The sequence below is a fragment of the Enterobacter sp. WCHEn090032 genome, assembly GCF_003986875.1.
In the GTDB taxonomy this organism is placed as follows: Bacteria; Pseudomonadota; Gammaproteobacteria; order Enterobacterales; family Enterobacteriaceae; genus Enterobacter; species Enterobacter sichuanensis.
Map to the genome: position 1 here is coordinate 88,184 of NZ_RXRN01000004.1, position 22,306 is coordinate 110,489.

A 22,306-nucleotide genomic window follows, 5' to 3' on the forward strand; every position below is an offset into this window, starting at 1 on the left:
CTGATGCACAAGTTAACCGCATCACATTTCGGGAGTAACCATGGCTCGGCTCGCTGCATTTGATATGGACGGTACGTTGTTAATGCCGGATCACCGTTTAGGGGAGAAAACCCTGAACACGCTAAAGCGCCTGCACGAGCGTAACGTCACCCTGACCTTTGCCACTGGCCGTCATGTGCTGGAAATGCGTCATCTGCTGGGCGCCTTTTCCCTCGACGCCTTTCTGATCACCGGCAACGGGACGCGAATTCACTCTGTAGAAGGGGAGGTACTGCACCGTCAGGATCTCGACCCGGAAGTGGCAGATATCGTGCTGCACAGTACCTGGGACACGCAGGCCAGCATCCACGTCTTTAACGATCAGGGCTGGTTTACCGGGCGTGATATTCCTGCGTTACTGCATGCGCATGTCTACAGCGGTTTTAGATACCAGCTTATCGATCTGCGTAAGATCCCCGCCCATGCGGTGACCAAGATCTGTTTCTGTGGCGATCATGACGATCTGTGCCGTTTACGCGTTCAGCTCAATGAGGTGCTGGGTAACCGGGCGCATCTGACCTTCTCGGCAGTGGATTGTCTGGAGGTGTTGCCTGTGGGCTGTAACAAAGGTTCAGCCCTGGCGGTACTGAGCGACCACCTGGGCTTAACGCTTCAGGATTGCATGGCGTTTGGCGATGCCATGAACGACCGGGAGATGCTGGGCAGCGTCGGCCGCGGTCTGATTATGGGGAATGCGATGGCGCAGCTAAAAGCGGCGCTTCCTCATCTGCCGGTTATAGGACATTGCCGCAACGAAGCGGTGTCCCATTTTTTGATGCATTGGCTGGACAATAACACCCTCCCATATTCCCCCGAATAGTGAGACCCTTCCAGCAAGCCAGACTTCGGTCTGGCTTTTTTTTACTTCAGCAACTGCGCAATCTGCGCTTTCCACGGAGCGATATCGCCGATGTTGGCCTGCACCCACTCCGCATTGTAGTAGGTCTCAAGGTAGCGCTCGCCGCTGTCGCACAACAGCGTGACGACAGAACCCGTGCGGCCCGCGTCGCGCATACGGGCGGCAAGCTGCAGTGCGCCCCACATATTTGTTCCCGTCGATGCGCCGACTTTACGGCCCAGCTGCGTCTCCAGCCAGTGCGCCGTTGCCACGCTTGCGGCATCCGGCACGCGGAGCATTTCATCCACCACATCCGGGATGAACGACGGCTCCACGCGCGGGCGGCCAATCCCTTCAATTTTGCTTCCCACCGGGCTGCGCAGGCTGGCATCGCGGTTTTGCCAGTAGTCGAGGAATACGGAGTTTTGCGGATCCACCACCATCAGTTGGGTATCGTAGCCCTGACAGCGAATGTAGCGTCCGATCGTGGCTGACGTGCCGCCGGTACCGGCGCTCATGACGATATAGGAGGGAACCGGATGCGGTTCGTGGGTCATCTGGCGGAAAATACTGTCGGCAATGTTGTTATTGCCGCGCCAGTCCGTCGCGCGCTCGGCGAAGGTGAACTGGTCCATATAGTGGCCGTTGAGCTCACGGGCCAGCATTTCAGAGGCGGCGTAGATTTCGCAGGCGCTTTCCACAAAGTGGCAGCGACCGCCGTAAAATTCGATCTGTTCGATTTTGCGTTTTGCGGTGCAGGACGGCATTACCGCGATAAACGGCAGGCCCAACAGGCGGGCAAAATAGGCTTCGGACACCGCCGTTGAACCGGATGAGGATTCAATAATGGTGGTGCCTTCTTTAATCCAGCCGTTACATAAACCGTATAAAAACAGCGAGCGCGCCAGGCGATGCTTCAGGCTACCGGTAGGATGAGTGCTTTCATCTTTCAGATAGAGCTGTATGCCGTCAAATCCCGGCAGGGAAAGGCGAATCAGGTGCGTATCCGCCGAGCGCTGATAGTCGGCATTGATTTCGCTGATCGCATGTTTAACCCAGGTGCTATTCATCGTAGTTATCCGTTTGTCATTTTGTGCCTAGGATAGCGAAAAGCACAGAAAAAATTGTTGCTATCTGGCCTTTAAAATAGAATCAAGGGAGAAAAATTTTCTCTGTGAGGTGGGTATGCTAGATAAAATTGACCGTAAGCTCCTGTCGTTACTGCAGAGTGACTGTACCCTCTCTTTGCAGGCGCTGGCCGATGCCGTTAATCTGACCACCACGCCGTGCTGGAAGCGCCTGAAGAAGCTTGAGGATGACGGTATTCTTCTGGGACGCGTCGCGTTATTAGATCCCGAAAAACTGGGGCTTGGGTTGACGGCTTTTGTCCTGATAAAAACGCAGCATCACAGCAGCGAATGGTATTGCCGCTTTGTCACGCAGGTCTCGGAAATGCCGGAGGTGCTCGGTTTCTGGCGAATGGCCGGCGAGTACGATTACCTGATGCGCGTTCAGGTGGCCGACATGAAGCGCTATGATGACTTCTACAAACGGCTGGTGAACAGCGTACCGGGATTATCGGACGTCACCTCGAGCTTCGCCATGGAACAGATTAAATACACCACAGCGTTACCTATTGAATAACTTCGTAAAATACCTTCAGGAACAAACCGCGTGCGATTATTTGCCCAACTAAGCTGGTACTTTCGTCGGGAGTGGCAACGCTACCTCGGCGCCGTATGCCTGCTTATTATCATTGCCATTTTGCAGTTGATCCCGCCGAAAGTGGTGGGATACGTCGTGGATGGCGTCACCGAACAGCATTACACCACCGCACGGGTGCTGATGTGGGTTGGCACGCTGGTGCTGACGGCCGTCATTGTTTATCTGCTGCGCTACGTCTGGCGCGTGCTGCTGTTTGGCGCGTCCTACCAGCTGGCCGTAGAGCTGCGTGAGGATTTTTACCACCAGCTGAGCCGGCAGCATCCCGAATTTTATCTGCGCCATCGTACCGGGGATCTTATCGCGCGCGCCACTAACGATGTCGATCGCGTGGTCTTTGCCGCCGGGGAAGGGGTGCTGACGCTGGTGGACTCGCTGGTGATGGGCTGTGCGGTGCTGATCGTCATGTCCACACAGATCAGCTGGCAGTTAACCCTGCTTGCCCTGTTGCCGATGCCGCTCATGGCGTTGGCGATCAACCGCTACGGCGAACAACTGCACGAGCGTTTCAAGCTGGCGCAGGCGGCGTTTTCGTCGCTAAACGACCGCACCCAGGAGAGCATGACCAGCATCCGGATGATCAAAGCGTTTGGCCTGGAAGACAGACAATCGGCGCTGTTCGCGGCCGATGCCGCCGACACGGGGGCGAAGAACATGCGCGTGGCGCGTATTGACGCCCGGTTTGACCCGACCATCTATATCGCGATTGGCATGGCCAACCTGCTGGCGATTGGCGGCGGAAGCTGGATAGTGGTTCAGGGGACGTTAACCCTGGGACAACTGACCAGCTTTGCCATGTATCTGGGGCTGATGATCTGGCCGATGCTGGCGCTGGCCTGGATGTTTAACATCGTGGAGCGCGGCAGCGCTGCCTATAGCCGCATTCGCGCCATGCTGGCCGAAGCGCCGGTGGTCAATGACGGTAGCGAAGTGGTACCAGAAGGGCGCGGCGTCATGAAAGTCGACATCCGCCAGTTTGTCTATCCGCAAACGGAACATCCGGTACTGGAGAACGTCAGCTTTACCCTTCAGCCCGGCCAGATGCTGGGCATCTGTGGCCCGACAGGATCCGGCAAAAGTACCGTGCTCTCACTGCTCCAGCGCCATTTTGACGTTACGCAGGGCGATATTCGCTTCCATGATATTCCCCTGACCAGGCTGGTGCTGGATGAGTGGCGAGGCCGACTGGCGGTCGTCAGCCAGACGCCGTTCCTGTTTTCAGACACCGTGGCAAACAACATTGCCCTTGGACGCCCAAGGGCGACGCAGGAAGAGATTGAGCATGTGGCGAGGTTAGCCAGCGTACATGATGACATTCTGCGCCTGCCGCAGGGCTACGAAACGGAAGTCGGGGAACGGGGCGTCATGCTGTCCGGGGGACAAAAACAGCGTATCTCGATTGCGCGTGCGCTGTTGCTGAATGCGGAAATCCTGATCCTGGATGATGCCCTTTCCGCCGTGGATGGCCGTACCGAACATCAGATCCTGCATAACCTGCGCCAGTGGGGTGACGGGCGCACGGTGATTATCAGCGCCCACCGTTTGTCGGCGCTGACGGAAGCCAGCGAAATTCTGGTATTACAACATGGGCATATTGCCCAGCGCGGGCAGCACGAAACGCTCGCGGAGCAACCAGGCTGGTATCGAGATATGTATCGCTATCAACAGCTTGAAGCGGCGCTGGACGATGCGCCAGAACACGCTGAGGAGGCCGACAATGCGTAAGCTCGGAACAATGTGGCCGACGCTGAAACGTCTGCTGGCCTATGGCTCGCCGTGGCGTAAACCGCTGTCCGTGGCCGTGCTTTTACTGTGGATTGCTGCAGTGGCTGAAGTGAGCGGCCCGCTGCTCATCAGCTACTTCATCGACAATATGGTTGCCAAAAGCTACCTGCCACTGGGGCTGGTGGCGGGCCTGGGCGTAGCCTACGTAGGTTTGCAGCTGGCGGCCGCCGGTCTCCACTATGCCCAGTCGCTGCTGTTTAACCGGGCCGCCGTGGGCGTCGTACAGCAGTTGCGCACGGACGTCATGGACGCCGCGCTTCGCCAGCCGCTCAGCGAGTTTGATATCCAGCCCGTCGGGCAGGTGATTTCGCGGGTGACCAACGACACCGAGGTGATCCGCGATCTGTACGTGACCGTGGTAGCAACCGTGTTGCGAAGCGCAGCGCTGATTGGTGCGATGCTGGTGGCGATGTTCAGTCTCGACTGGCGTATGGCGCTGGTGGCCATCACTATCTTCCCGGCAGTGCTGATCGTGATGATTATCTATCAACGCTACAGCACGCCGATTGTGCGTCGGGTGCGCACCTACCTGGCCGACATCAATGATGGCTTCAACGAAGTGATCAACGGCATGAGCGTCATCCAGCAGTTCCGCCAGCAGGCACGTTTTGGTGAGCGGATGGGGGAAGCCAGCCGTTCGCACTATATGGCGCGCATGCAGACGCTGCGGCTTGATGGGTTCCTGTTGCGCCCGCTGCTGAGCCTTTTCTCCGCGCTGGTGCTTTGCGGGCTGCTGATGCTTTTTGGCCTGAGCACACAAGGGACCATTGAGGTGGGCGTGTTATACGCCTTTATCAGCTACCTTGGCCGCCTGAACGAACCCTTGATCGAGTTGACGACGCAGCAGTCTATGCTCCAGCAGGCGGTGGTGGCAGGGGAGCGTGTCTTCGAGCTGATGGACAGGCCGCGTCAGACTTACGGTAACGATGATCGTCCTCTGCAAAGCGGGGCGATTGCCTTTGATAACGTCTCCTTTGCCTACCGCGACGACCAGCTGGTGCTGCAGGATATCTCGCTTGCCGTTCCGTCACGCGGGTTCGTGGCGCTGGTGGGGCATACCGGCAGCGGCAAGAGCACGCTAGCCAGCCTGTTAATGGGGTATTACCCGGTCAGCCGCGGTGAAATTCGCCTCGACGGACGCCCGCTGGCGTCTCTCAGCCACACCGTGTTACGCAAAGGCGTTGCGATGGTGCAGCAGGATCCGGTCGTCCTGGCCGATACCTTCTACGCCAACGTAACCCTGGGGCGAGACTACACTGAGGAGCAGGTCTGGGACGTGCTGGAAAAAGTGCAGCTGGCAGCGCTGGCACGCGGGTTTAGCGACGGCATCAGGACGAAACTGGGCGAGCAGGGAAACAATCTTTCTGTTGGACAAAAACAGCTTCTGGCGCTGGCGCGCGTGCTGATTGAAACGCCGCAGATCCTGATTCTGGATGAAGCGACGGCCAGCATTGACTCCGGCACCGAGCAGGCCATCCAGCAGGCACTGGCTGCCGTACGCGACCATACCACGCTGGTGGTGATTGCCCACCGCCTGTCCACCATCGTCGATGCGGACACGATCCTGGTGCTGCATCGCGGACACGCCGTTGAGCGCGGTACGCACCGCGAACTTCTGGAGGCCAAAGGGCGTTACTGGCAGATGTACCAGCTGCAGCTGGCGGGCGAAGAGCTGGCAGCCAGCGTGCGCGATGAAGAGTCGCTTAGCGCCTGATGCACTAAAATGAGGCGATGCGCTAACAGTCATTCCTGTTGGTGCAAAACTGAAACGCACCCTGCACCGGCATGGTGCGTTTTTTTTTCGCCGGTTCGTTAATCAGGACCGTGTAATGCTCATCACACCGCTGTTCCCTCCGGTTTTCATTTCTGGCACACCCCTTGCAATAGCTTCTGCGTAAGCTGCGGCCATTACCGAATTCTGACTGGAGGGGATCTATGAAGCTGGTTACGGTTGTAATCAAACCATTCAAACTCGAAGACGTGCGTGAAGCGCTGTCTTCAATGGGTATTCAGGGACTGACTGTCACCGAAGTGAAAGGCTTTGGTCGTCAGAAGGGTCATGCCGAGCTTTATCGCGGGGCGGAATACAGCGTTAACTTTCTGCCAAAAGTAAAAATTGATGTCGCGATTGCTGACGATCAGCTTGATGAAGTCATTGATGTCATTAGCAAAGCGGCCTACACCGGCAAAATTGGCGACGGCAAAATTTTCGTTGCCGAACTGCAGCGCGTCATTCGCATCCGTACCGGCGAATCTGACGAAGCGGCACTGTAATTAACGCCTGGCACACAGTGATAGGGATCGAGAAAATGAAGATAGCAACACTTAAAACGGGTCTGGGTTCGCTGGCGCTGCTGCCGGGCCTGGCGCTGGCTGCGCCTGCGGTGGCAGACAAAGCCGATAACGCCTTTATGATGATCAGCACCGCGCTGGTGCTGTTCATGTCCATTCCGGGCATTGCGCTGTTCTACGGCGGCCTGATCCGTGGCAAAAACGTTCTCTCCATGCTGACGCAGGTTGCCGTGACCTTCGCACTGGTCTGCGTACTGTGGGTGGTTTACGGGTACTCCCTCGCTTTCGGCACCGGCAACGCATTCTTCGGTAACTTCGACTGGGTGATGCTGAAAAATATTGAACTGACCGCGCTGATGGGCAGCTTCTACCAGTATATTCACGTGGCGTTCCAGGGCTCGTTCGCCTGCATTACCGTCGGGCTGATTGTGGGCGCACTCGCCGAGCGTATTCGCTTCTCTGCCGTCCTGATCTTTGTGGTGGTCTGGCTGACGCTCTCCTATGTGCCGATTGCGCACATGGTCTGGGGTGGCGGTCTGCTGGCGACGCACGGTGCGCTGGACTTCGCTGGCGGTACCGTTGTGCACATTAACGCCGCGGTAGCGGGTCTGGTGGGTGCCTATCTGATTGGCAAACGCGTGGGCTTCGGTAAAGAAGCGTTCAAACCGCACAACCTGCCGATGGTCTTTACCGGTACAGCGATCCTCTACTTTGGCTGGTTTGGTTTTAACGCAGGCTCAGCAAGTGCCGCGAACGAAATTGCTGCGCTGGCCTTTGTGAACACCGTTGTGGCCACGGCGGGTGCGATCCTCTCCTGGGTCTTCGGCGAGTGGGCGGTGCGCGGTAAACCTTCCCTGCTGGGTGCCTGCTCGGGTGCGATTGCCGGTCTGGTCGGTATCACCCCTGCGTGTGGGTATGTCGGTGTCGGCGGCGCGCTGCTGGTCGGCCTGGTGTCGGGTCTGGCGGGTCTGTGGGGCGTGACGGCGCTGAAACGTCTGCTGCGCGTGGATGACCCTTGCGATGTGTTTGGTGTGCACGGCGTGTGCGGCATTATCGGTTGTATCATGACCGGTATCTTCGCGGCGAAATCACTGGGTGGTGTGGGCTATGCGGAAGGCGTGACCATGGTTCATCAGGTGCTGGTACAGCTGGAAAGTATTGCGATCACCGTTGTATGGTCTGCCGTTGTCGCTTTCATTGGCTACAAACTGGCGGATATGACGGTCGGCCTGCGCGTACCGGAAGAGCAGGAACGCGAAGGTCTGGACGTCAACAGTCACGGCGAGAATGCGTATAACGCCTAAGGTAAAAGCAAAACGGCAACTTCGGTTGCCGTTTTTAGTGTTTGTTCCCTCTCCCTGTGGGAGAGGGCCAAATCACCCTCTGTTACGCATTACCCCTTCCTGCACCGTTGAAGCCACCAGCACGCCATCCTGCGTATAAAACTCTCCACGCACAAACCCACGCGCGCTTGATGCCGACGTGCTCTCCACGCTGTAGAGCAACCACTCGTTCATATTGAACGGACGGTGGAACCACATGGAGTGATCAATCGTCGCAACCTGCATCCCTTTTTCGAGGAAGCCGACGCCGTGTGGCTGCAGCGCCACCGGCAGGAAGTTGAAATCTGACGCATAACCCAGCAGATACTGATGAACGCGGAAGTCCTCTGGTACGGTACCGTTAGCGCGGATCCAGACCTGGCGCTTCGGTTCCGCGGTGTGACCTTTCATCGGGTTGTGGAACTCGACGGGGCGGATCTCAAGCGGCTTATCGCAGAGAAACTTCTCTTTAACCTGTGGCGGAAGCAGATGCGCCAGCGCACGGGCGATATCGGTCTCTGATTGCAGCGAGTCGGGGGACGGGGCCGGAGGCATCTCTTTCTGATGTTCGTAGCCAGGCTCCGGTGCCTGGAAAGAGGCGGTCATGTAAAAGATGGGCTTTCCGTTCTGGATGGCCGCGACGCGTCGTGCGCTGAAACTGTTGCCATCTCTCAGGACTTCAACATCATACACAATCGGTTTCGCGCTATCGCCAGGACGTAAGAAGTAGCTGTGGAATGAATGCACCAGACGGTCTGCCGGGACTGTCTCCTTTGCAGCGTACAGCGCTTGTCCTACGACTTGCCCACCGAAGACCTGGCGTAAGCCTAGATCTTCGCTCTGTCCGCGAAAGAGTCCTTCCTCAATTTTTTCCAGGTTCAGTAATGTCAGCAGATTGTTCAGTGCCTGACTCATAGTTGTCCTCAATAAACGCCGTAGCGAAAGATAGGCTGAGTATAACGCAGAAATGAAAGTGGTCCGATGGGTAGATTAATCTGAATATCGGGACGATTTCAGGCATTAATCAGTGATTTGTGCCACACTTATATGCGTTATGTGATTGAAACGACATCGGATGGGATCGATCCCGCTGGTGCATTGATGATAAGGAGACTTCAATGAAACTCGTGCCCATGCTAAGTGGTGTAGCTATTGCGGTGGCGTTGTCCGCCTGTGCCGGTAAGAGCGCCCAGGTGCCAGTGCCAGCGGCAGATCCGAACGGGATCAATACCCTTTCGCAGCAATCCATTCAGCAGCCTAACGTTTCCGGTACTATCTGGATTAAACAGAAAGTGGCGTTACCGCCGGATGCGGTGTTAACGGTGACCCTGTCGGATGCTTCCCTGGCCGACGCACCATCGAAGGTTGTGGCTCAGCGTGCCGTCCGAACTGAGGGCAAACAGGCGCCGTTTAGCTTCGTGTTACCGTATAACCCATCGGACGTGCAGCCGAATGCCCGTATTCTGCTGAGTGCCGCGGTAACAATTAACGGTAAGCTGGTCTTTATCACCGATACGGTCCAGGAAGCGATCAACAACGGTGGGACAAAAATCGACCTGAACCTGGTTCCTGTGCAGCAGACTGAAGTGCCTGTCGCCCCGGCGACCGGTCAGCCGTCCCTGCCAACCCCACCCACTCAGATGTAATGAGTGTATTTCCCCTCTCCTGCGGGAGAGGGGTCAGTACACCCAGCGGTATTTCTGCAAATCGATCTGCCCCGACCCGGAAACCTGCACACCCTCTGACAGTAACGCCTGACGCTGGCGCTGAAGATCTGGCCCGGTGAGCGAGATGGCGCCGTGTCGATTCACCACCCGATGCCAGGGCAACGTACTGCCTTCCGGTAACCGTTTGAGGACGCCGCCAACCTGTCGCGCCGCACGAGGGGAACCCGCCAGACGCGCCACATCACCATAAGTAGTGACATAGCCTTCCGGAACAGAGGCCACTATTTGCCATACACGCTGTGGAAAGGAGTCGTGTTCGTCCATACCTTCACCTGTGGGGATGTTCTGGGCAACCATGGTAAACGAAGATGGTCATGATTGCTGCGCCTGTTTGCGCAAGAAACCAGCATCCGGTTTCTGGCGGCTTGCAATTGGACGTTAGCACAGGGATAATGCGCCAGCGCGTTGGTTATCAACGCTCTCAATGGGGGCTCTGTTGGTTCTCCCGCAACGCTACTCTGTTCACCAGGTCAGGTCCGGAAGGAAGCAGCCAGGGCAGACGACGTGTGTGCCGGGATGTAGCTGGCAGGGCCCCCACCCATTTGTGCTCCCAATAATTCTTGTTTTCAGTGTTTACCTGGTGCTGCGCAAGTGGCGTCTCAATGCCTGCTGGATGTGAGCAGCTTTATGCTGTCGATTATGAGGTGCGGTTTCCCACTAACCGTATATTTTTTCATTTATGCGTACTCAGAAATGGATAATTCTCTCAGACGTTTGCCACCTTTATTGAAAAGTGCCGTAGGGACGCCAGGTAAAGCAGGAAACTTTCAGCGCGACGTGATTATCGTGCAATACCTGTTTAATCTCATTAAGCCTATCATCCAGTATGACATCCCAGAAGATGGGATTATTTCCCCGACATTGATCAGAACCATCAGCCAGTTTCAGTCCATTCATTAGCGTTTCCAGCATCCCGATGGGGTTATTGAGCCAGAAGGGAAGACTTTCCGTGGATGAGTTGCTGCTGCGATGAAATATCCCCTTGCGTCCCAACAATCGTCTTTCACGTCTTCATTTTTTAGGCAACCTTCTGCCAATGAAAATAGCGTCCGTCAGCTGGTTAACGATTATCTGAGAAAAGAGCGCTACAACGTAGCAGATGAAACCCTTGAGCGAAGCAAGCTGATGGCACCTGGAATTGATGGGGCTGTATCGCTGACGGAGCAGGACTTTACTGAAGCCTGGGAAAATCTTAATCGTCGGGTAGAACTGAATATCATCAAAGCTTTTTCTATTGTGGAGTCGGGCGGACGATCTGGGTTTAATGCTTTAAATCTAACAATTATTGCGTATGAAGGGCATATTTTCCGTAAATATACCAAAAGGAAGTACGATCAAACCCACCCTTTTTTGTCTTATAAATATGTAAAGAAAGCGGGTCCGGAATGACAAAAAAACAATATCGACCAGCTTTCTGCATGGAATACCCTGGCGAAGGCTTATGCACTTGATGCCGAAGCTGCGATAAAATCGTGTTCATGGGGGATGTTCCAGATTATGGGGTTTAATTACGAGTCGTGCGGTTATAAAGATCTCGGCACATTTTTAAAAGATATGAAGTCTAATGCCGGTAAGCAATTAAATGCTTTTTTACATTTGTGCAATAAGAACAGCTCACTACTGTCGGCAATGGTAAATAAGGACTTTTATAATATGGCATTCAACTATAACGGAAGCGATTTCGGTGATTATGACGTTAAAATTCGCAGAACTTATGAAAGTCTGGAGAAGGGGCGGAGATGAAAATTAAAATGATGCGCATAGTTTGCGGTTTTTCAGCCTTAATGGCCGCGTTTTCTTCGTATGCCACGACGCTACAGTCTGGCGTATATGAAGGTTTGTTACTCGCCGTCTCACCGACGGGCAATATCACCGGGTATTACTCTGAATCGGCTGAAGACAGCGTAAAACGTACCTGCACTTTCTTTCTGACAGGCCATGTTTCAGCGCAACAGCCAGACACCATCACTTCATGGTCTTCATCTGTGCTCGCGGGCCATATTGCCGCGAATACCGCGGGTGTCACATTAGCCATTCCTGATGGGCAAAACCATGCAGGGTGTATGAATGTGCTGATGCCTGAAATTGCGACAGGTCTGGAACTGGAGAGGACGCGGCAGGCACAGTGGCAAACGCTGATGAAGGTAAGCAGCCCGCGGGCTTATCTGAGCTCCACGCCTGATGCCGCGACCCGGCGTAAAGCCTGGATCGTTAAAGGAGACGTAGTAGGGGTAATACAAACCCAGGCTGGCTGGGCAGAGGTAGAGTTTGTCGCCCGTAGCGGAAAAACGACACACGGCTGGGTGAATAGCAATGACGTTCAGCCGTTAACGCCTCCTGCATCCTGATCGGTTTATTTCTCCCCTGAATTCAATATTGCCGGGCGATGCTTTCGCATCGGCAATCTCATTAAGCTAATCCGTAACGCTATTTTCCCCGCATGACCGCACCCTATAACACTGAAAACAAGAGTTATAGTTAGCCGTCAGGGGCCCACCCATTTGTGGCTCCCGGCGTTCTTCCCCTGTTTTTTGTCTCTTTCTGAGACGTTAATCCCCATTAAGACTAAGCTTATAGCATGTAATATATATTTCATCGCGCTGAAATATTATTGTCATAAACCTGTAATAATAGACTGGCATTTTAGAATCGTATGTCTTTTTTCTAACATAATTCAAAAAAATATATATCTGGATAACGTTGTTAACTTCGTGTATTAAATAAAGTACTTATTCCGAAGGGAAGTGACAAACATGGCTACTGCAGTATTAAATGTGAAGATCGATGACGCGCTAAAAGAAAGACTTCGCCACTATGCGGAACACAATAACGAGAATTTAAGCGTGACGACAGAGAAACTGCTGCTGCTGGCGTTTGAAGCAGTAGAAGAGGCGGGAGTATCGGAAGAGGATATTGATAATCAGCATACGGAAGAAGAGAGTGTTTCTCCTTTTACTCCTAAAGAAATCAAAGCTCTACGTAAACTGCTGAAGAAGAGAAAATGAAACAACAACTGTCAACTGCCAGTGACTACAAAGAGGCCTGCGATCTGTTGCGTTCAGGCTACGTGAAGCATGTACGTCTTGGCTGGAATGTCGGAAGTGATGAGTTCTTTCGTATTGCGTCTGACTGGTGTGATACGGGCGCAAAAATAAAGAAAGACGGTGAAAGCTTCGTTATTTCACTGAAAGGTTTTCCTATTCCTGCTCAGCATTAACGACTAAACGGTGAAAACTGCTGACTGCATCTGTTACAGTCAGCAGTTTTTATTTTATGATCTGCTTCAAACTTTTAAATATTAAATGACGCTGCGTTTCACCGGCGGCACGTTTTTATTCAGAGCAAGCCATAGCGGTTTGATCCGCAGCAATGCTTGCTCAAGTTCTGTCGGTTCGAGCGAGAAGGGCATGCGTAAGTAGCGGTCAAACGCGCCCGATAAACCAAATCGCGTTCCGGTCCCCAGGTTAATCCCCAGAATCTCGGCTCGCGCAGCAAGCTGCGTTGCCAGCATGCCCGGGAGTTCTATCCAGTAAGAAAGCCCGCCTTCCGCTTCATGAAATGCCCACTCCGGGAAATGTTCACGCAAAAGGTCACCGCAGCGATCGCGTCGCTCTGCCAGCATCTTCCGGCGTGCGGGCAGAAACGTCTCGCTGTTGTTCATGAGCCACAGCGTCGCCAGCTGCTCCAGCAGCGGCGATCCTAAATCCAGCGTGTCCCGCGTCTGGGCAAGCGTGGCGATAGTACGCGAGGAGGCGCGGATCCAGCCGAGACGCAGCCCGCCCCAGAAACTTTTTCCGGCAGAGCCCAGCGTGATGACGGTGGCCTGCGGGTTAAAGGCGGCCAGCGGCGGTGGGGGAGGCGAATCAAACCAGAGATCCACCATCGTCTCATCCACTACCAGTGCCGTACGGGTTTGTGCGGCAATATCGGTGATGGCCTGACGAGTGGCGCTATCCATACATCGCCCGGTCGGGTTATGAAAGTCTGGCATCAGATACGCCAGCCGCGGCGCTGTCTGGGCAAGCGTTGCCGCGAAGCCGTCCGTATCCCAGCCCGTTTCCGGCAGCGACACCCCCACGGGCCGACACTGTGCCCCCTGGATGGCGGCAATCGCCAGTGGATAGGTGGGATGATCAACCACGACGCGATCCCCCGGTCCGGTCATCATCCGCAGCACCAGCGCAAAGCCGCTGACGGCGCCATTCACCACCATCACTTCATCCGCACGGGTGGGAAGACCCCGCGCGGTATAGCGCGCAGCAATGGCTTCCCGCAGTGCCGGCAGCCCCAGTTGGTCGTAGCCCGTCAGCGCGAGGTGCTGCGTAATGGCCGTGAGCGCATGGGTATACGCCTGGTGGATCTCTGGTCCGGCGCTGAGGGCGGCGGTGGAGAGATCCTGTGCGGCGCTCGCCGCTGAGAGGGTGGGAACGGCGCGTGTATCCGGGAGGATCACGCGTGACCCGCTGCCGTGACGGCTTTCCAGGTAACCTTCTTCACGCAGATGGGCGAGGGCGCTGCTGATGGTCGTTCGGCTTACGTCCAGCGCAGAGGCCAGTTCGCGCTCGCCCGGCAGCCGCGTATTCAGTGCCAGCCGGCCATCAAGGATTAACAGACGCAATGCATCGGCCAGCTGACGCCAGAGCGGGGTGCGGGAAGAGGTTTGCTGCCAGTGGCCTAACAGGCGTATCAGAGACTGGCTTCCGAAGCGGCGTGATGACATATGCAGTCCACTATTTGAAAACTGGACATTAATCATAGTGCCATTTTAGGTCAGGATGAAAGCCTGGTTCACTGGAGAAGCGAAAAATGGTACGTCGTCTGCTACAACTGTATGTCGGTCTGGGGCTGTATGGTCTTTCCACCGCGATGTTTATTCGTTCCGATTTAGGGGTCGATCCCTGGGATGTTTTTCACCTTGGGGTAGGGATGCAGCTGGGGATGAGTATCGGGACGGTGATCATTTTAACCGGTGCCGCGGTGCTGCTGCTGTGGATCCCCCTGCGTCAGATGCCGGGGCTCGGCACAATCAGTAATGTGATTTGTATTGGTCTGGCGGCGGATGCCAGCATGGCATTCATCCCGGAGGTGATTTCGTTGCCCATTCGACTCACGCTGCTGGTGGGCGGGATTGTGATGAACGCGATTGCGACCAGCATGTATATCGGAGCCGGTTTCGGCCCGGGCCCGCGCGATGGCCTGATGACCGGCATTCATGCCCGGATGGGATGGTCTATTCGCAGCGTGCGTACCTCCATTGAGGTGTCTGTCCTGCTGATTGGTTGCGTGCTTGGCGGCACGTTTGGAGTGGGAACCGTATTGTATGCCCTGACGATTGGCCCGCTTATCCAGCTCTGTCTGCCCTGGTTCCGTCAGAAGCCGCGGATTGAGGACATCCCCCAGCCGGAGCGGGTTGTTTAATTTGCGAAGCGCTCACATGTTTTTCAGGGCGTCGCTGTGCCAGAATAGGACCTCCGAAACACGCGATGCCAGCATGCATGAAAGCAATCACACTCTATGATGTCGCCCTCCTTGCGGGGGTTTCTTATCAGACCGTTTCCCGCGTCATTAACGACGCGGAACATGTGTCTGCCCGCACCCGGGAAAAGGTGCAGCAGGCGATGGCGGAGCTGCACTACGTGCCTAACCTTCGGGCACAGCAACTGGCGGGGAAACGCACCCGCACGCTGGGGCTCATCACCACCGATCTGGCCCTGCACGCCCCTTCGCAAATTGTCTCGGCGGTGAAATCCCGGGCGGCAGAACAGGGGGCGAGCGTCCTCATTTCGATGGTGGAACAGCCGCACCAGTGTCAGGCCGCGATTCAGGCGTTGCTGGCGCAGCGCGTGGAAGCGCTGCTGGTGAATGTTCCGCTTGACGATCCGCATGCCGAACAGCTCAGGGCGCTGGCATTGCCTGTCCCGGTGCTGTTTCTCGATGTCTCCCCTTCAGCGCAGGTCAATAGTCTCGTCTTTAATGCCGCGGAGGGCGCACGTCTGGGCGTTGAGCATCTGCTTTCGCTGGGGCATCAGCGCATTGCCCTGCTGAGCGGGCCGGAAAGTTCGGTCTCCGCACGGGCACGTCTGGCGGGCTGGAAAGCGGCCCTGGCAAGGGCGGGTCTTAACGCCGCCGCCGTGGCCTACGGTGACTGGAGCGCGGCCAGCGGATATGAGAAGGGGCATTTGCTGTTATCTGCGCCGGCATTACCGGATGCGATTCTGGTGGCCAACGATCAAATGGCCCTCGGGGTGATGCGCGCCTGCGCGGAAAAAGGGATCGCGATCCCGGGTCAGATATCCGTGGTCGGGTTCGACGATACGGCGGACAGCGCCTGGTTTTCCCCACCGTTGACGACCATTCGCCAGGCGTTTCGCGAGGCAGGCGAACGCAGCGTGGAGTGGTTGCTGGCGCCCACCGGGGACGAAGCGTGCTGGCAGGTTCAGCTGCCGGTGACGCTGGTGACCCGCCACTCCAGCGCGCGCCACACCCCCCTGCAAGCGGAGCACGAGACGCTGGCGCAACAGCTCAGAAGCCTGGCACTACTGGCGGAGCAGCTGGCCCGCAAGTAAGACTTTTGTGATCTGACTCGCTACCCCGCAAACGATCGCTTTACCGTTATCGGATGCCAGGGCATGTTAACTAAAATTGTGAGCGCTTCGCAAAGAGGTTACTATGTCCCATACTCCATCGCTGACCCTCAGTGCCATTCTCGCCCGACGTGACTGGGAAAACCCCGGAGTTACCCAGTGGAACCGTCTGGCGGCACACACTCCGTTATACAGCTGGCGTGATGAACAATCCGCCCGGGATGACGCCGGATCTGTCAGCAGGCGCTGCCTCAACGGGATGTGGCGGTTCAGCTACTTTGCTGCCCCCGAGCAGGTTCCTCAGGCATGGGTCACCGAAGATTGCGCAGATGCTGTGGCCATGCCCGTGCCGTCTAACTGGCAGATGCAGGGGTTTGACACGCCCGTCTACACCAATGTGACTTATCCGATACCGGTTAACCCGCCTTTTGTTCCGCAAGAAAATCCTACCGGTTGTTACTCGCTCACATTTGACATGGACGTCTTACAGGCCGGGCAAACCCGCATTATTTTTGACGGCGTGAACGCGGCGTTTCATTTGTGGTGCAACGGGCAGTGGATAGGGTATTCGCAGGACAGTCGACTGCCCGCTGAATTTGACCTGACAACGGCATTACGCCCCGGGCAGAACCGCCTCGCGGTCATGGTATTGCGCTGGTGCGACGGCAGTTATCTGGAAGATCAGGACATGTGGCGCATGAGCGGTATTTTCCGCGATGTGTCCTTGCTGCATAAGCCTGAGACGCACATTGCGGATTACCATGTTGTTACCGACCTGAACGCGGATCTGGACCGCGCGGTGCTGAACGTGGAGGTCGCGCTGGCGGGCGCTGACTTCGCGGCGTGCGACGTGGCGATTAGCTTGTGGCGCAACGGTGAGCGCTGTGCAAGTGTCACCCAACAGCCTGGCTCTGCCATTGTGGATGAACGCGGAAACTGGGCCGAGCGGTTAACGGCGGCAATCCCCGTGGTGTCCCCCGCGTTATGGAGTGCGGAAACGCCGGAACTCTATCGCCTGACGATCGCGCTTCGCGATGCGCAGGGCAACGTGCTGGAGAGTGAAGCCTGCGACGTTGGCTTCCGCCGGGTTGAAATCAGCAACGGCCTGTTGAAACTCAACGGTAAACCCCTGCTGATCCGCGGGGTTAACCGGCACGAGCATCATCCGGAAAACGGCCAGGTGATGGACGAAGCGACGATGCGTCGCGATATCGAACTGATGAAACAGCACAACTTCAACGCCGTGCGCTGCTCGCACTACCCGAACCACCCCTTGTGGTACCGGCTGTGCGATCGCTATGGCCTGTACGTTGTTGATGAAGCCAATATAGAAACCCACGGCATGGTGCCGATGAGCCGTCTTGCTGACGATCCGCGCTGGCTGCCCGCCATGAGCGAGCGTGTGACCCGCATGGTGCAGCGCGATCGTAATCACCCCTCCATTATCATCTGGTCGCTGGGCAATGAGTCCGGGCACGGCGCAAACCACGACGCACTGTATCGCTGGGTGAAATCCACGGACCCGACGCGCCCGGTACAATACGAAGGCGGTGGGGCGAATACAGCGGCGACGGATATCGTCTGTCCGATGTACGCCCGTGTCGATCAGGATCAGCCTTTCCCGGCGGTGCCGAAATGGTCGATCAAGAAATGGATCGGCATGCCGGATGAAACGCGGCCGCTGATCCTTTGCGAATACGCACATGCGATGGGTAACAGCTTCGGCGGGTTCGCGAAATACTGGCAGGCGTTTCGCAGCCATCCTCGCCTGCAGGGTGGGTTTGTCTGGGACTGGGTCGATCAGGCTTTGACGAAGAAAGATGAAAAGGGCAACGCCTTCTGGGCCTACGGCGGTGATTTTGGCGATAAACCGAATGACCGGCAGTTCTGCCTGAACGGGCTGGTGTTCCCCGATCGCACACCGCATCCGGCACTGTATGAGGCGCAACGCGCACAGCAATTCTTCACCTTTACGCGGGTCAGCACCTCTCCGCTGGTGATAGAGGTGCAAAGCGGCTACCTGTTCCGTCACACCGATAACGAGGTGCTGAGATGGACGGTTGCCCGGGACGGGGAGGTGCTGGCTTCGGGCGAGGTGACGCTCGCGATGGCGCCTGAAGGCGCTCAGCGTCTGGAGATCGCCCTGCCAGAGATAAAGGCTGAACCGGGTGAAGTCTGGCTGAACGTTGAGGTTTATCAGCCGCGGGCGATGCTGTGGTCACCTGCCAACCATCGCTGTGCCTGGGCGCAGTGGCAGCTCCCGACGCCGCTGTTTATCGCACAGTCTGACCCGGTGGGTGAGCCGCCGGTGCTGACGCAAAGCGACGCCATGCTGATCCTGACGCACCGGCAGCAGCGATGGCTTTTCGATCGTGCTTCAGGAAACCTGACGCAGTGGCTGAACAATGGCGTTGAAACGCTGCGTTCACCGCTGAGGGATAACTTTACCCGCGCGCCGCTGGATAATGATATCGGCGTAAGCGAGGCCACGCGAATTGATCCTGATGCATGGGTTGAGCGCTGGAAGGCGGCGGGAATGTACGATTTAACCCCGCGGGTGTTGCATTGTGAAGGCGAGCAGCGTGCCAATGAGGCTGTAGTGACGACGCTGCATGCCTGGGAATATCGCGGAAAAGCGCTGTTCCTGAGCCGTAAGGTGTGGCGCGTGGACAGCCAGGGGAGGTTGCACGGCGATATTCAGGTGGATATTGCGTCCGATATCCCGGAACCCGCGCGCGTTGGCCTGTGCGTGCATCTCGCCGAAACGCCGGACAACGTTCGCTGGCTGGGTCTGGGCCCGCATGAAAACTATCCGGACCGAAAGCTGGCGGCACAGCAGGGGCGCTGGATATTGCCCCTGGAGGCCATGCATACGCCGTATATCTTCCCGACGGAAAATGGCTTGCGCTGTGATACCCGCGAGCTGGTGCTGGGAACGCATCAGCTGGATGGCCGCTTCCATTTCTCGGTGAGCCGCTACAGCCAGCAGCAGCTGCGAGAGACAACCCATCAGCATCTGCTGCGTGCAGAGCCCGGATGCTGGCTCAATCTTGATGCATTCCATATGGGCGTGGGCGGCGACGACTCCTGGAGCCCCAGCGTCTCGCCGGAATTTATCCTCCAGCAACGCCAGCTGCGTTATACCTTCAACTGGCGGCAGACGCTTAACTAACCCGTGAGAGGCGGCCACAGGGCGTGGCCGCCTGCTTACCCCAGAATCCCGCTCAGGCCGTGCAGGCTCATGTAAATCCCTACAACAGTAATCAGCGCAGCGGAGATCCACGGCGCTTTTCGGGAAAGTTCGCTAAACCCGGGCCAGCGTTTTGTCGCATGTTTGAGGCTTAAGGCGGCAATCGCGCCGGAAGCGACCAGGGTGATCGCCAGACCAATACTGAAGCTGAACACCAGCGTCGCGCCAAGGGCAAAATGCTTGAGCTGCAGGCAGATGAGAAGAACGGTGATGGATGCCGGGCAGGGGATGAGCCCGCCGGTCAGGCCAAACACCACGATCTGTCCGGTGGTGACGTTTTGGCCGCTGAAGCGCCGGTTAATATCCTGCGCGTGGGCGCGCTGGTGAGCGTCCTGCCACTCCTCATCAACCAGCGGAAGTTCGTGGTGGTGATCATGCTGGTGGTCATGGTCATGGTCATGGTCATGGTGGTGATGATGATGATCGTGCGGCTGGCTCTCTTTCCAGGTCCGCCACGCCATCCACAGGGCGATCAGGACGATCAAGACTCCCGAGATCAACTGAAACCACGGCTCTGAAGTATGCGCATCCCAGCCCCGACCAAACCATAATCCGGCCATGGCAATAACCCAGACTACTGCCGTATGGGAAAGTGTGGCTGCCAGACCGAGCAGCACCGCCTGCTTCAGCGTGCCGCGGATGGCCACAATAAAGGCCGCCATCATCGTTTTTGAGTGGCCCGGCTCCAGGCCGTGTAGCGCGCCGAGCAGAATAGCGCTGGGAACAAACAGCCAGGCATTGCCCTGCTGCAGAAGTGAAGCAAATTCGTTCATGGGAAATTCCGGAGAGGAAAGCGTGCTCAGATAGTACTCCCCCCCAGTAGATTAATACTACCCCCCAGTAGAAAAATACTCAGGGGGAGTAGAGCGTGATATGCTTTGAATGCCAAAGAAGAGAAGGGATCGTCCGATGTCACATACCGTTCGCGACAAGAAAATGTTATTGACCCGCCTGAAGAAAATTCAGGGGCAGAGTAACGCTCTGGAGAAAATGCTGAACAGCGATCACGAATGCGCCGAGGTGCTACAGCAGCTGGCGGCGATCCGTGGCGCGGTTAACGGCATGATGATGCAGGTGATCGAAGGGCATTTAACCGATCACGTGGTAAAAGAGCCCGAAGAAGCGCAGCGTGAAGCCGATCTTGGCGTGGTGTTGCAGGTGATCAAATCTTATCTTAAGTAGCGTGCGTTTCGAGGTTGTGTTCTGCCCAGAGAATAAATTCCGTTTTGGGCAGCGCTTTGCTGTAGTACCACCCCTGTCCATACTGCACGCCGTGTCGGTGCAGCCAGGCGAGTTGCCCTGCGGTTTCGACTCCCTCCGCGACCATCGCCAGCTTCAGCGATTTCGCCATTTCAATAATGTGCGGCGTCACGTTTTTATACTCCAGCGCATCCACGAATGATTTATCAATCTTGAGCGTGTCGACATCAAGGTCCTGCAGATAGCTCAGGCTGGAGTAGCCCGTTCCAAAATCATCAATATAGACAGGATGGCCCGCCCGGCGGAATGCGGCGATAGCCGGCGCGCTAATTTGAGGATCGGCAAAGCCACGCTCGGTTAACTCAAGGGCGATCTGTCTGGGATGGACTTGCCACTTATTCAGCAAGTGGCTCAGCAGCGGCGGCAGCGTGCCGGAGGTTAAATCGGCGGGGGCGAGGTTGATGGAGATGTGCTGGTCGCCGTGCAGATGCAGCCAGTGGCCCATGTCTTCAAATACTTTTTCGATGACCAACTGCGTCAGCTGCGAAATGAGCCCCGTTTGCTCGGCCAGCGGCACAAAGATATCAGGAGAAAGACTGCTTCCGTCTGGCTGGGGCCAGCGCGTCAGCGCTTCTGCGCCAACAATTTTCCCGCTACACAGCGCCACGATGGGCTGATAGTGAACCACAAAATCGCGGCTGTTAATGGCGTCAAGCAGGCGATTGCGTGGCGACTGGATGCGACGCAGTATCCGCAGGACAAAAAGCGCGGCAAGCAGGCTTATCAGGATGCCGAAGGGCAGCCAGAACAGCAGCTGCCGGTGCCAGGTTTCAGCCAGCGGTTTGAGCGTCGCCCATGCGACAACGGTAAACCCCAGTTCGGGGACGGGCTTCATCACATACATCGAACCGTCGTACTGTACGCTGGTCATCTCCTGACCCTTGATCATGTCCCGGATGTGCGGATCGAGCGTATTGCTGCTGGCGAAGATGCGGCGTGTTGCACTTCCAACCAGGGCGGCATCAATCGCTATCTCACCGAAAGGGATCACATCCACCAGCGAAGCCGGATCGACCATGACCAGATAATGTCCTTTACCCAGCACAGCCATGTAGTGATTAAACCCAAGATCGTTTTGGGTGGTCAGCCATGCACTGTAACCATCTTCGGTAATGCGCATCGGCGGCGGGAAAGGGGACGCATGACTGGTTTGCTCCAGGGAGGAGCAGAGCGGTTTGAGGCTGTCGATATAAATCACTTCCTGGATATATCGCCACGAGAAAGCGACCCGTCGCATCTCCCTTAACTGCAACGGGCTACACGGCACGCCCTCAAAGGCCTGCAGGTGATCGAGCGCTTCTTTCGCCTGATCCACGACCCTGTCGGTGCGTATCAGCACGCGTGAGGCATAGTTATCCAGGGCATCGACAAATTTATCTTCTGCCTGGCGATGAGCCAGCCAGATGCTCAGGCAAATGGGGACCAGCACAGAAAAGATAAGTATGCCGGTCACCAGACTGACCAGATGTCGGGTTTTCATGCTGTCG

General features: G+C 56.4%; 19 protein-coding genes, 1 other RNA gene and 2 pseudogenes. 16 read left to right on the forward strand and 6 right to left on the reverse strand.

From position 1 onward, the window contains the following. Positions 1–40: 40 nt before the first annotated feature. Positions 41–859: an HMP-PP phosphatase gene (cof, locus tag EKN83_RS04860; protein WP_095449297.1), complete on the forward strand. Its 819-nt coding sequence runs from the start codon at positions 41–43 to the stop codon at positions 857–859. Positions 860–900: 41 nt separating this feature from the next. Here cof and EKN83_RS04865 read toward each other — a convergent pair whose 3' ends face one another. Next, entirely contained in the window at positions 901–1,947 is a 1,047-nt protein-coding gene (locus EKN83_RS04865; RefSeq protein ID WP_126800436.1) for a PLP-dependent cysteine synthase family protein, read from the reverse strand. A 115-nt stretch (positions 1,948–2,062) separates the two neighbouring features. Between EKN83_RS04865 and EKN83_RS04870 the strand changes: the two genes are divergently transcribed. The 5 genes from EKN83_RS04870 (at position 2,063) to amtB (ending at position 7,980) form a co-directional block, all read left to right on the forward strand. Further along, the gene (locus EKN83_RS04870; protein ID WP_008503307.1) at positions 2,063–2,521 is read left to right on the forward strand and encodes an Lrp/AsnC family transcriptional regulator; all 459 of its coding nucleotides are present in this window, start codon (positions 2,063–2,065) and stop codon (positions 2,519–2,521) included. 30 nt (positions 2,522–2,551) lie between these two features. Next, the gene (locus EKN83_RS04875) at positions 2,552–4,324 is read left to right on the forward strand and encodes a SmdA family multidrug ABC transporter permease/ATP-binding protein (protein WP_126800437.1); all 1,773 of its coding nucleotides are present in this window, start codon (positions 2,552–2,554) and stop codon (positions 4,322–4,324) included. Beyond that, entirely contained in the window at positions 4,317–6,098 is a 1,782-nt protein-coding gene (locus EKN83_RS04880) for a SmdB family multidrug efflux ABC transporter permease/ATP-binding protein (RefSeq protein ID WP_126800438.1), read from the forward strand. Before EKN83_RS04875 ends, EKN83_RS04880 begins: the two co-directional genes overlap by 8 nt. A gap of 221 nt (positions 6,099–6,319) precedes the next feature. Beyond that, positions 6,320–6,658 (forward strand): P-II family nitrogen regulator, encoded by a 339-nt coding sequence (glnK, locus tag EKN83_RS04885; protein WP_008503304.1) that lies wholly within the window; start codon positions 6,320–6,322, stop codon positions 6,656–6,658. A gap of 35 nt (positions 6,659–6,693) precedes the next feature. Continuing rightward, positions 6,694–7,980: an ammonium transporter AmtB gene (amtB, locus tag EKN83_RS04890; protein ID WP_025756166.1), complete on the forward strand. Its 1,287-nt coding sequence runs from the start codon at positions 6,694–6,696 to the stop codon at positions 7,978–7,980. Between the two features lie 72 nt (positions 7,981–8,052). Here amtB and tesB read toward each other — a convergent pair whose 3' ends face one another. Continuing rightward, the gene (gene tesB / locus EKN83_RS04895) at positions 8,053–8,913 is read right to left on the reverse strand and encodes an acyl-CoA thioesterase II (protein ID WP_045285231.1); all 861 of its coding nucleotides are present in this window, start codon (positions 8,911–8,913) and stop codon (positions 8,053–8,055) included. 203 nt (positions 8,914–9,116) lie between these two features. Here tesB and EKN83_RS04900 point away from each other — a divergent pair, with 203 nt between their 5' ends. Next, a complete protein-coding gene (locus EKN83_RS04900) occupies positions 9,117–9,644 on the forward strand; it encodes a YbaY family lipoprotein (protein ID WP_025756165.1) in 528 nt (175 codons plus the stop codon). A 33-nt stretch (positions 9,645–9,677) separates the two neighbouring features. Here the strand turns inward: EKN83_RS04900 and EKN83_RS04905 are convergent. Continuing rightward, a pseudogene (locus EKN83_RS04905) lies at positions 9,678–10,075 on the reverse strand (MGMT family protein). A gap of 84 nt (positions 10,076–10,159) precedes the next feature. On the opposite strand from EKN83_RS04905, the gene ffs reads away from it, so the two are divergent. The 5 genes and pseudogenes from ffs to EKN83_RS04930 all read left to right on the forward strand — a co-directional run bounded on the left by ffs (position 10,160) and on the right by EKN83_RS04930 (position 12,942). Beyond that, an RNA gene (gene ffs / locus EKN83_RS04910) (signal recognition particle sRNA small type) lies at positions 10,160–10,256 on the forward strand. 594 nt (positions 10,257–10,850) lie between these two features. Next, positions 10,851–11,468 (forward strand): annotated as a pseudogene (locus EKN83_RS23475) (N-acetylmuramidase domain-containing protein). Next, positions 11,465–12,073, forward strand: a complete 609-nt coding sequence (locus tag EKN83_RS23480; RefSeq protein WP_126800439.1) for a hypothetical protein — start codon at positions 11,465–11,467, stop codon at positions 12,071–12,073. The pseudogene EKN83_RS23475 and the gene EKN83_RS23480 overlap by 4 nt, the downstream one beginning before the upstream one ends. Before the next feature lie 405 nt (positions 12,074–12,478). After that, a complete protein-coding gene (locus tag EKN83_RS04925; protein WP_025756163.1) occupies positions 12,479–12,730 on the forward strand; it encodes a hypothetical protein in 252 nt (83 codons plus the stop codon). Beyond that, on the forward strand, positions 12,727–12,942 hold the full coding sequence (locus EKN83_RS04930; RefSeq protein WP_023334722.1) for a hypothetical protein: 216 nt from the start codon (positions 12,727–12,729) through the stop codon (positions 12,940–12,942). Before EKN83_RS04925 ends, EKN83_RS04930 begins: the two co-directional genes overlap by 4 nt. An 81-nt stretch (positions 12,943–13,023) precedes the next feature. Here the strand turns inward: EKN83_RS04930 and EKN83_RS04935 are convergent, their stop codons facing one another. Continuing rightward, a complete protein-coding gene (locus EKN83_RS04935) occupies positions 13,024–14,445 on the reverse strand; it encodes a PLP-dependent aminotransferase family protein (RefSeq protein WP_126800440.1) in 1,422 nt (473 codons plus the stop codon). Between the two features lie 86 nt (positions 14,446–14,531). On the opposite strand from EKN83_RS04935, the gene EKN83_RS04940 reads away from it, so the two are divergent. The 3 genes from EKN83_RS04940 (at position 14,532) to EKN83_RS04950 (ending at position 19,481) form a co-directional block, all read left to right on the forward strand. Continuing rightward, on the forward strand, positions 14,532–15,143 hold the full coding sequence (locus tag EKN83_RS04940; RefSeq protein ID WP_025756161.1) for a YczE/YyaS/YitT family protein: 612 nt from the start codon (positions 14,532–14,534) through the stop codon (positions 15,141–15,143). Between the two features lie 77 nt (positions 15,144–15,220). Continuing rightward, on the forward strand, positions 15,221–16,291 hold the full coding sequence (locus tag EKN83_RS04945; RefSeq protein ID WP_126800441.1) for a LacI family DNA-binding transcriptional regulator: 1,071 nt from the start codon (positions 15,221–15,223) through the stop codon (positions 16,289–16,291). 103 nt (positions 16,292–16,394) lie between these two features. Next, on the forward strand, positions 16,395–19,481 hold the full coding sequence (locus EKN83_RS04950) for a beta-galactosidase (protein ID WP_126800442.1): 3,087 nt from the start codon (positions 16,395–16,397) through the stop codon (positions 19,479–19,481). 35 nt (positions 19,482–19,516) lie between these two features. On the opposite strand, the gene EKN83_RS04955 is transcribed toward EKN83_RS04950, so the two are convergent. Further along, positions 19,517–20,332 (reverse strand): nickel/cobalt efflux protein RcnA, encoded by an 816-nt coding sequence (locus EKN83_RS04955; RefSeq protein WP_126800443.1) that lies wholly within the window; start codon positions 20,330–20,332, stop codon positions 19,517–19,519. 136 nt (positions 20,333–20,468) lie between these two features. On the opposite strand from EKN83_RS04955, the gene EKN83_RS04960 reads away from it, so the two are divergent. After that, positions 20,469–20,741: a metal/formaldehyde-sensitive transcriptional repressor gene (locus EKN83_RS04960; RefSeq protein WP_024906840.1), complete on the forward strand. Its 273-nt coding sequence runs from the start codon at positions 20,469–20,471 to the stop codon at positions 20,739–20,741. On the opposite strand, the gene EKN83_RS04965 is transcribed toward EKN83_RS04960, so the two are convergent. Continuing rightward, on the reverse strand, positions 20,734–22,299 hold the full coding sequence (locus EKN83_RS04965; RefSeq protein ID WP_095449307.1) for an EAL domain-containing protein: 1,566 nt from the start codon (positions 22,297–22,299) through the stop codon (positions 20,734–20,736). The genes EKN83_RS04960 and EKN83_RS04965 overlap by 8 nt on opposite strands. Positions 22,300–22,306: the final 7 nt, after the last annotated feature.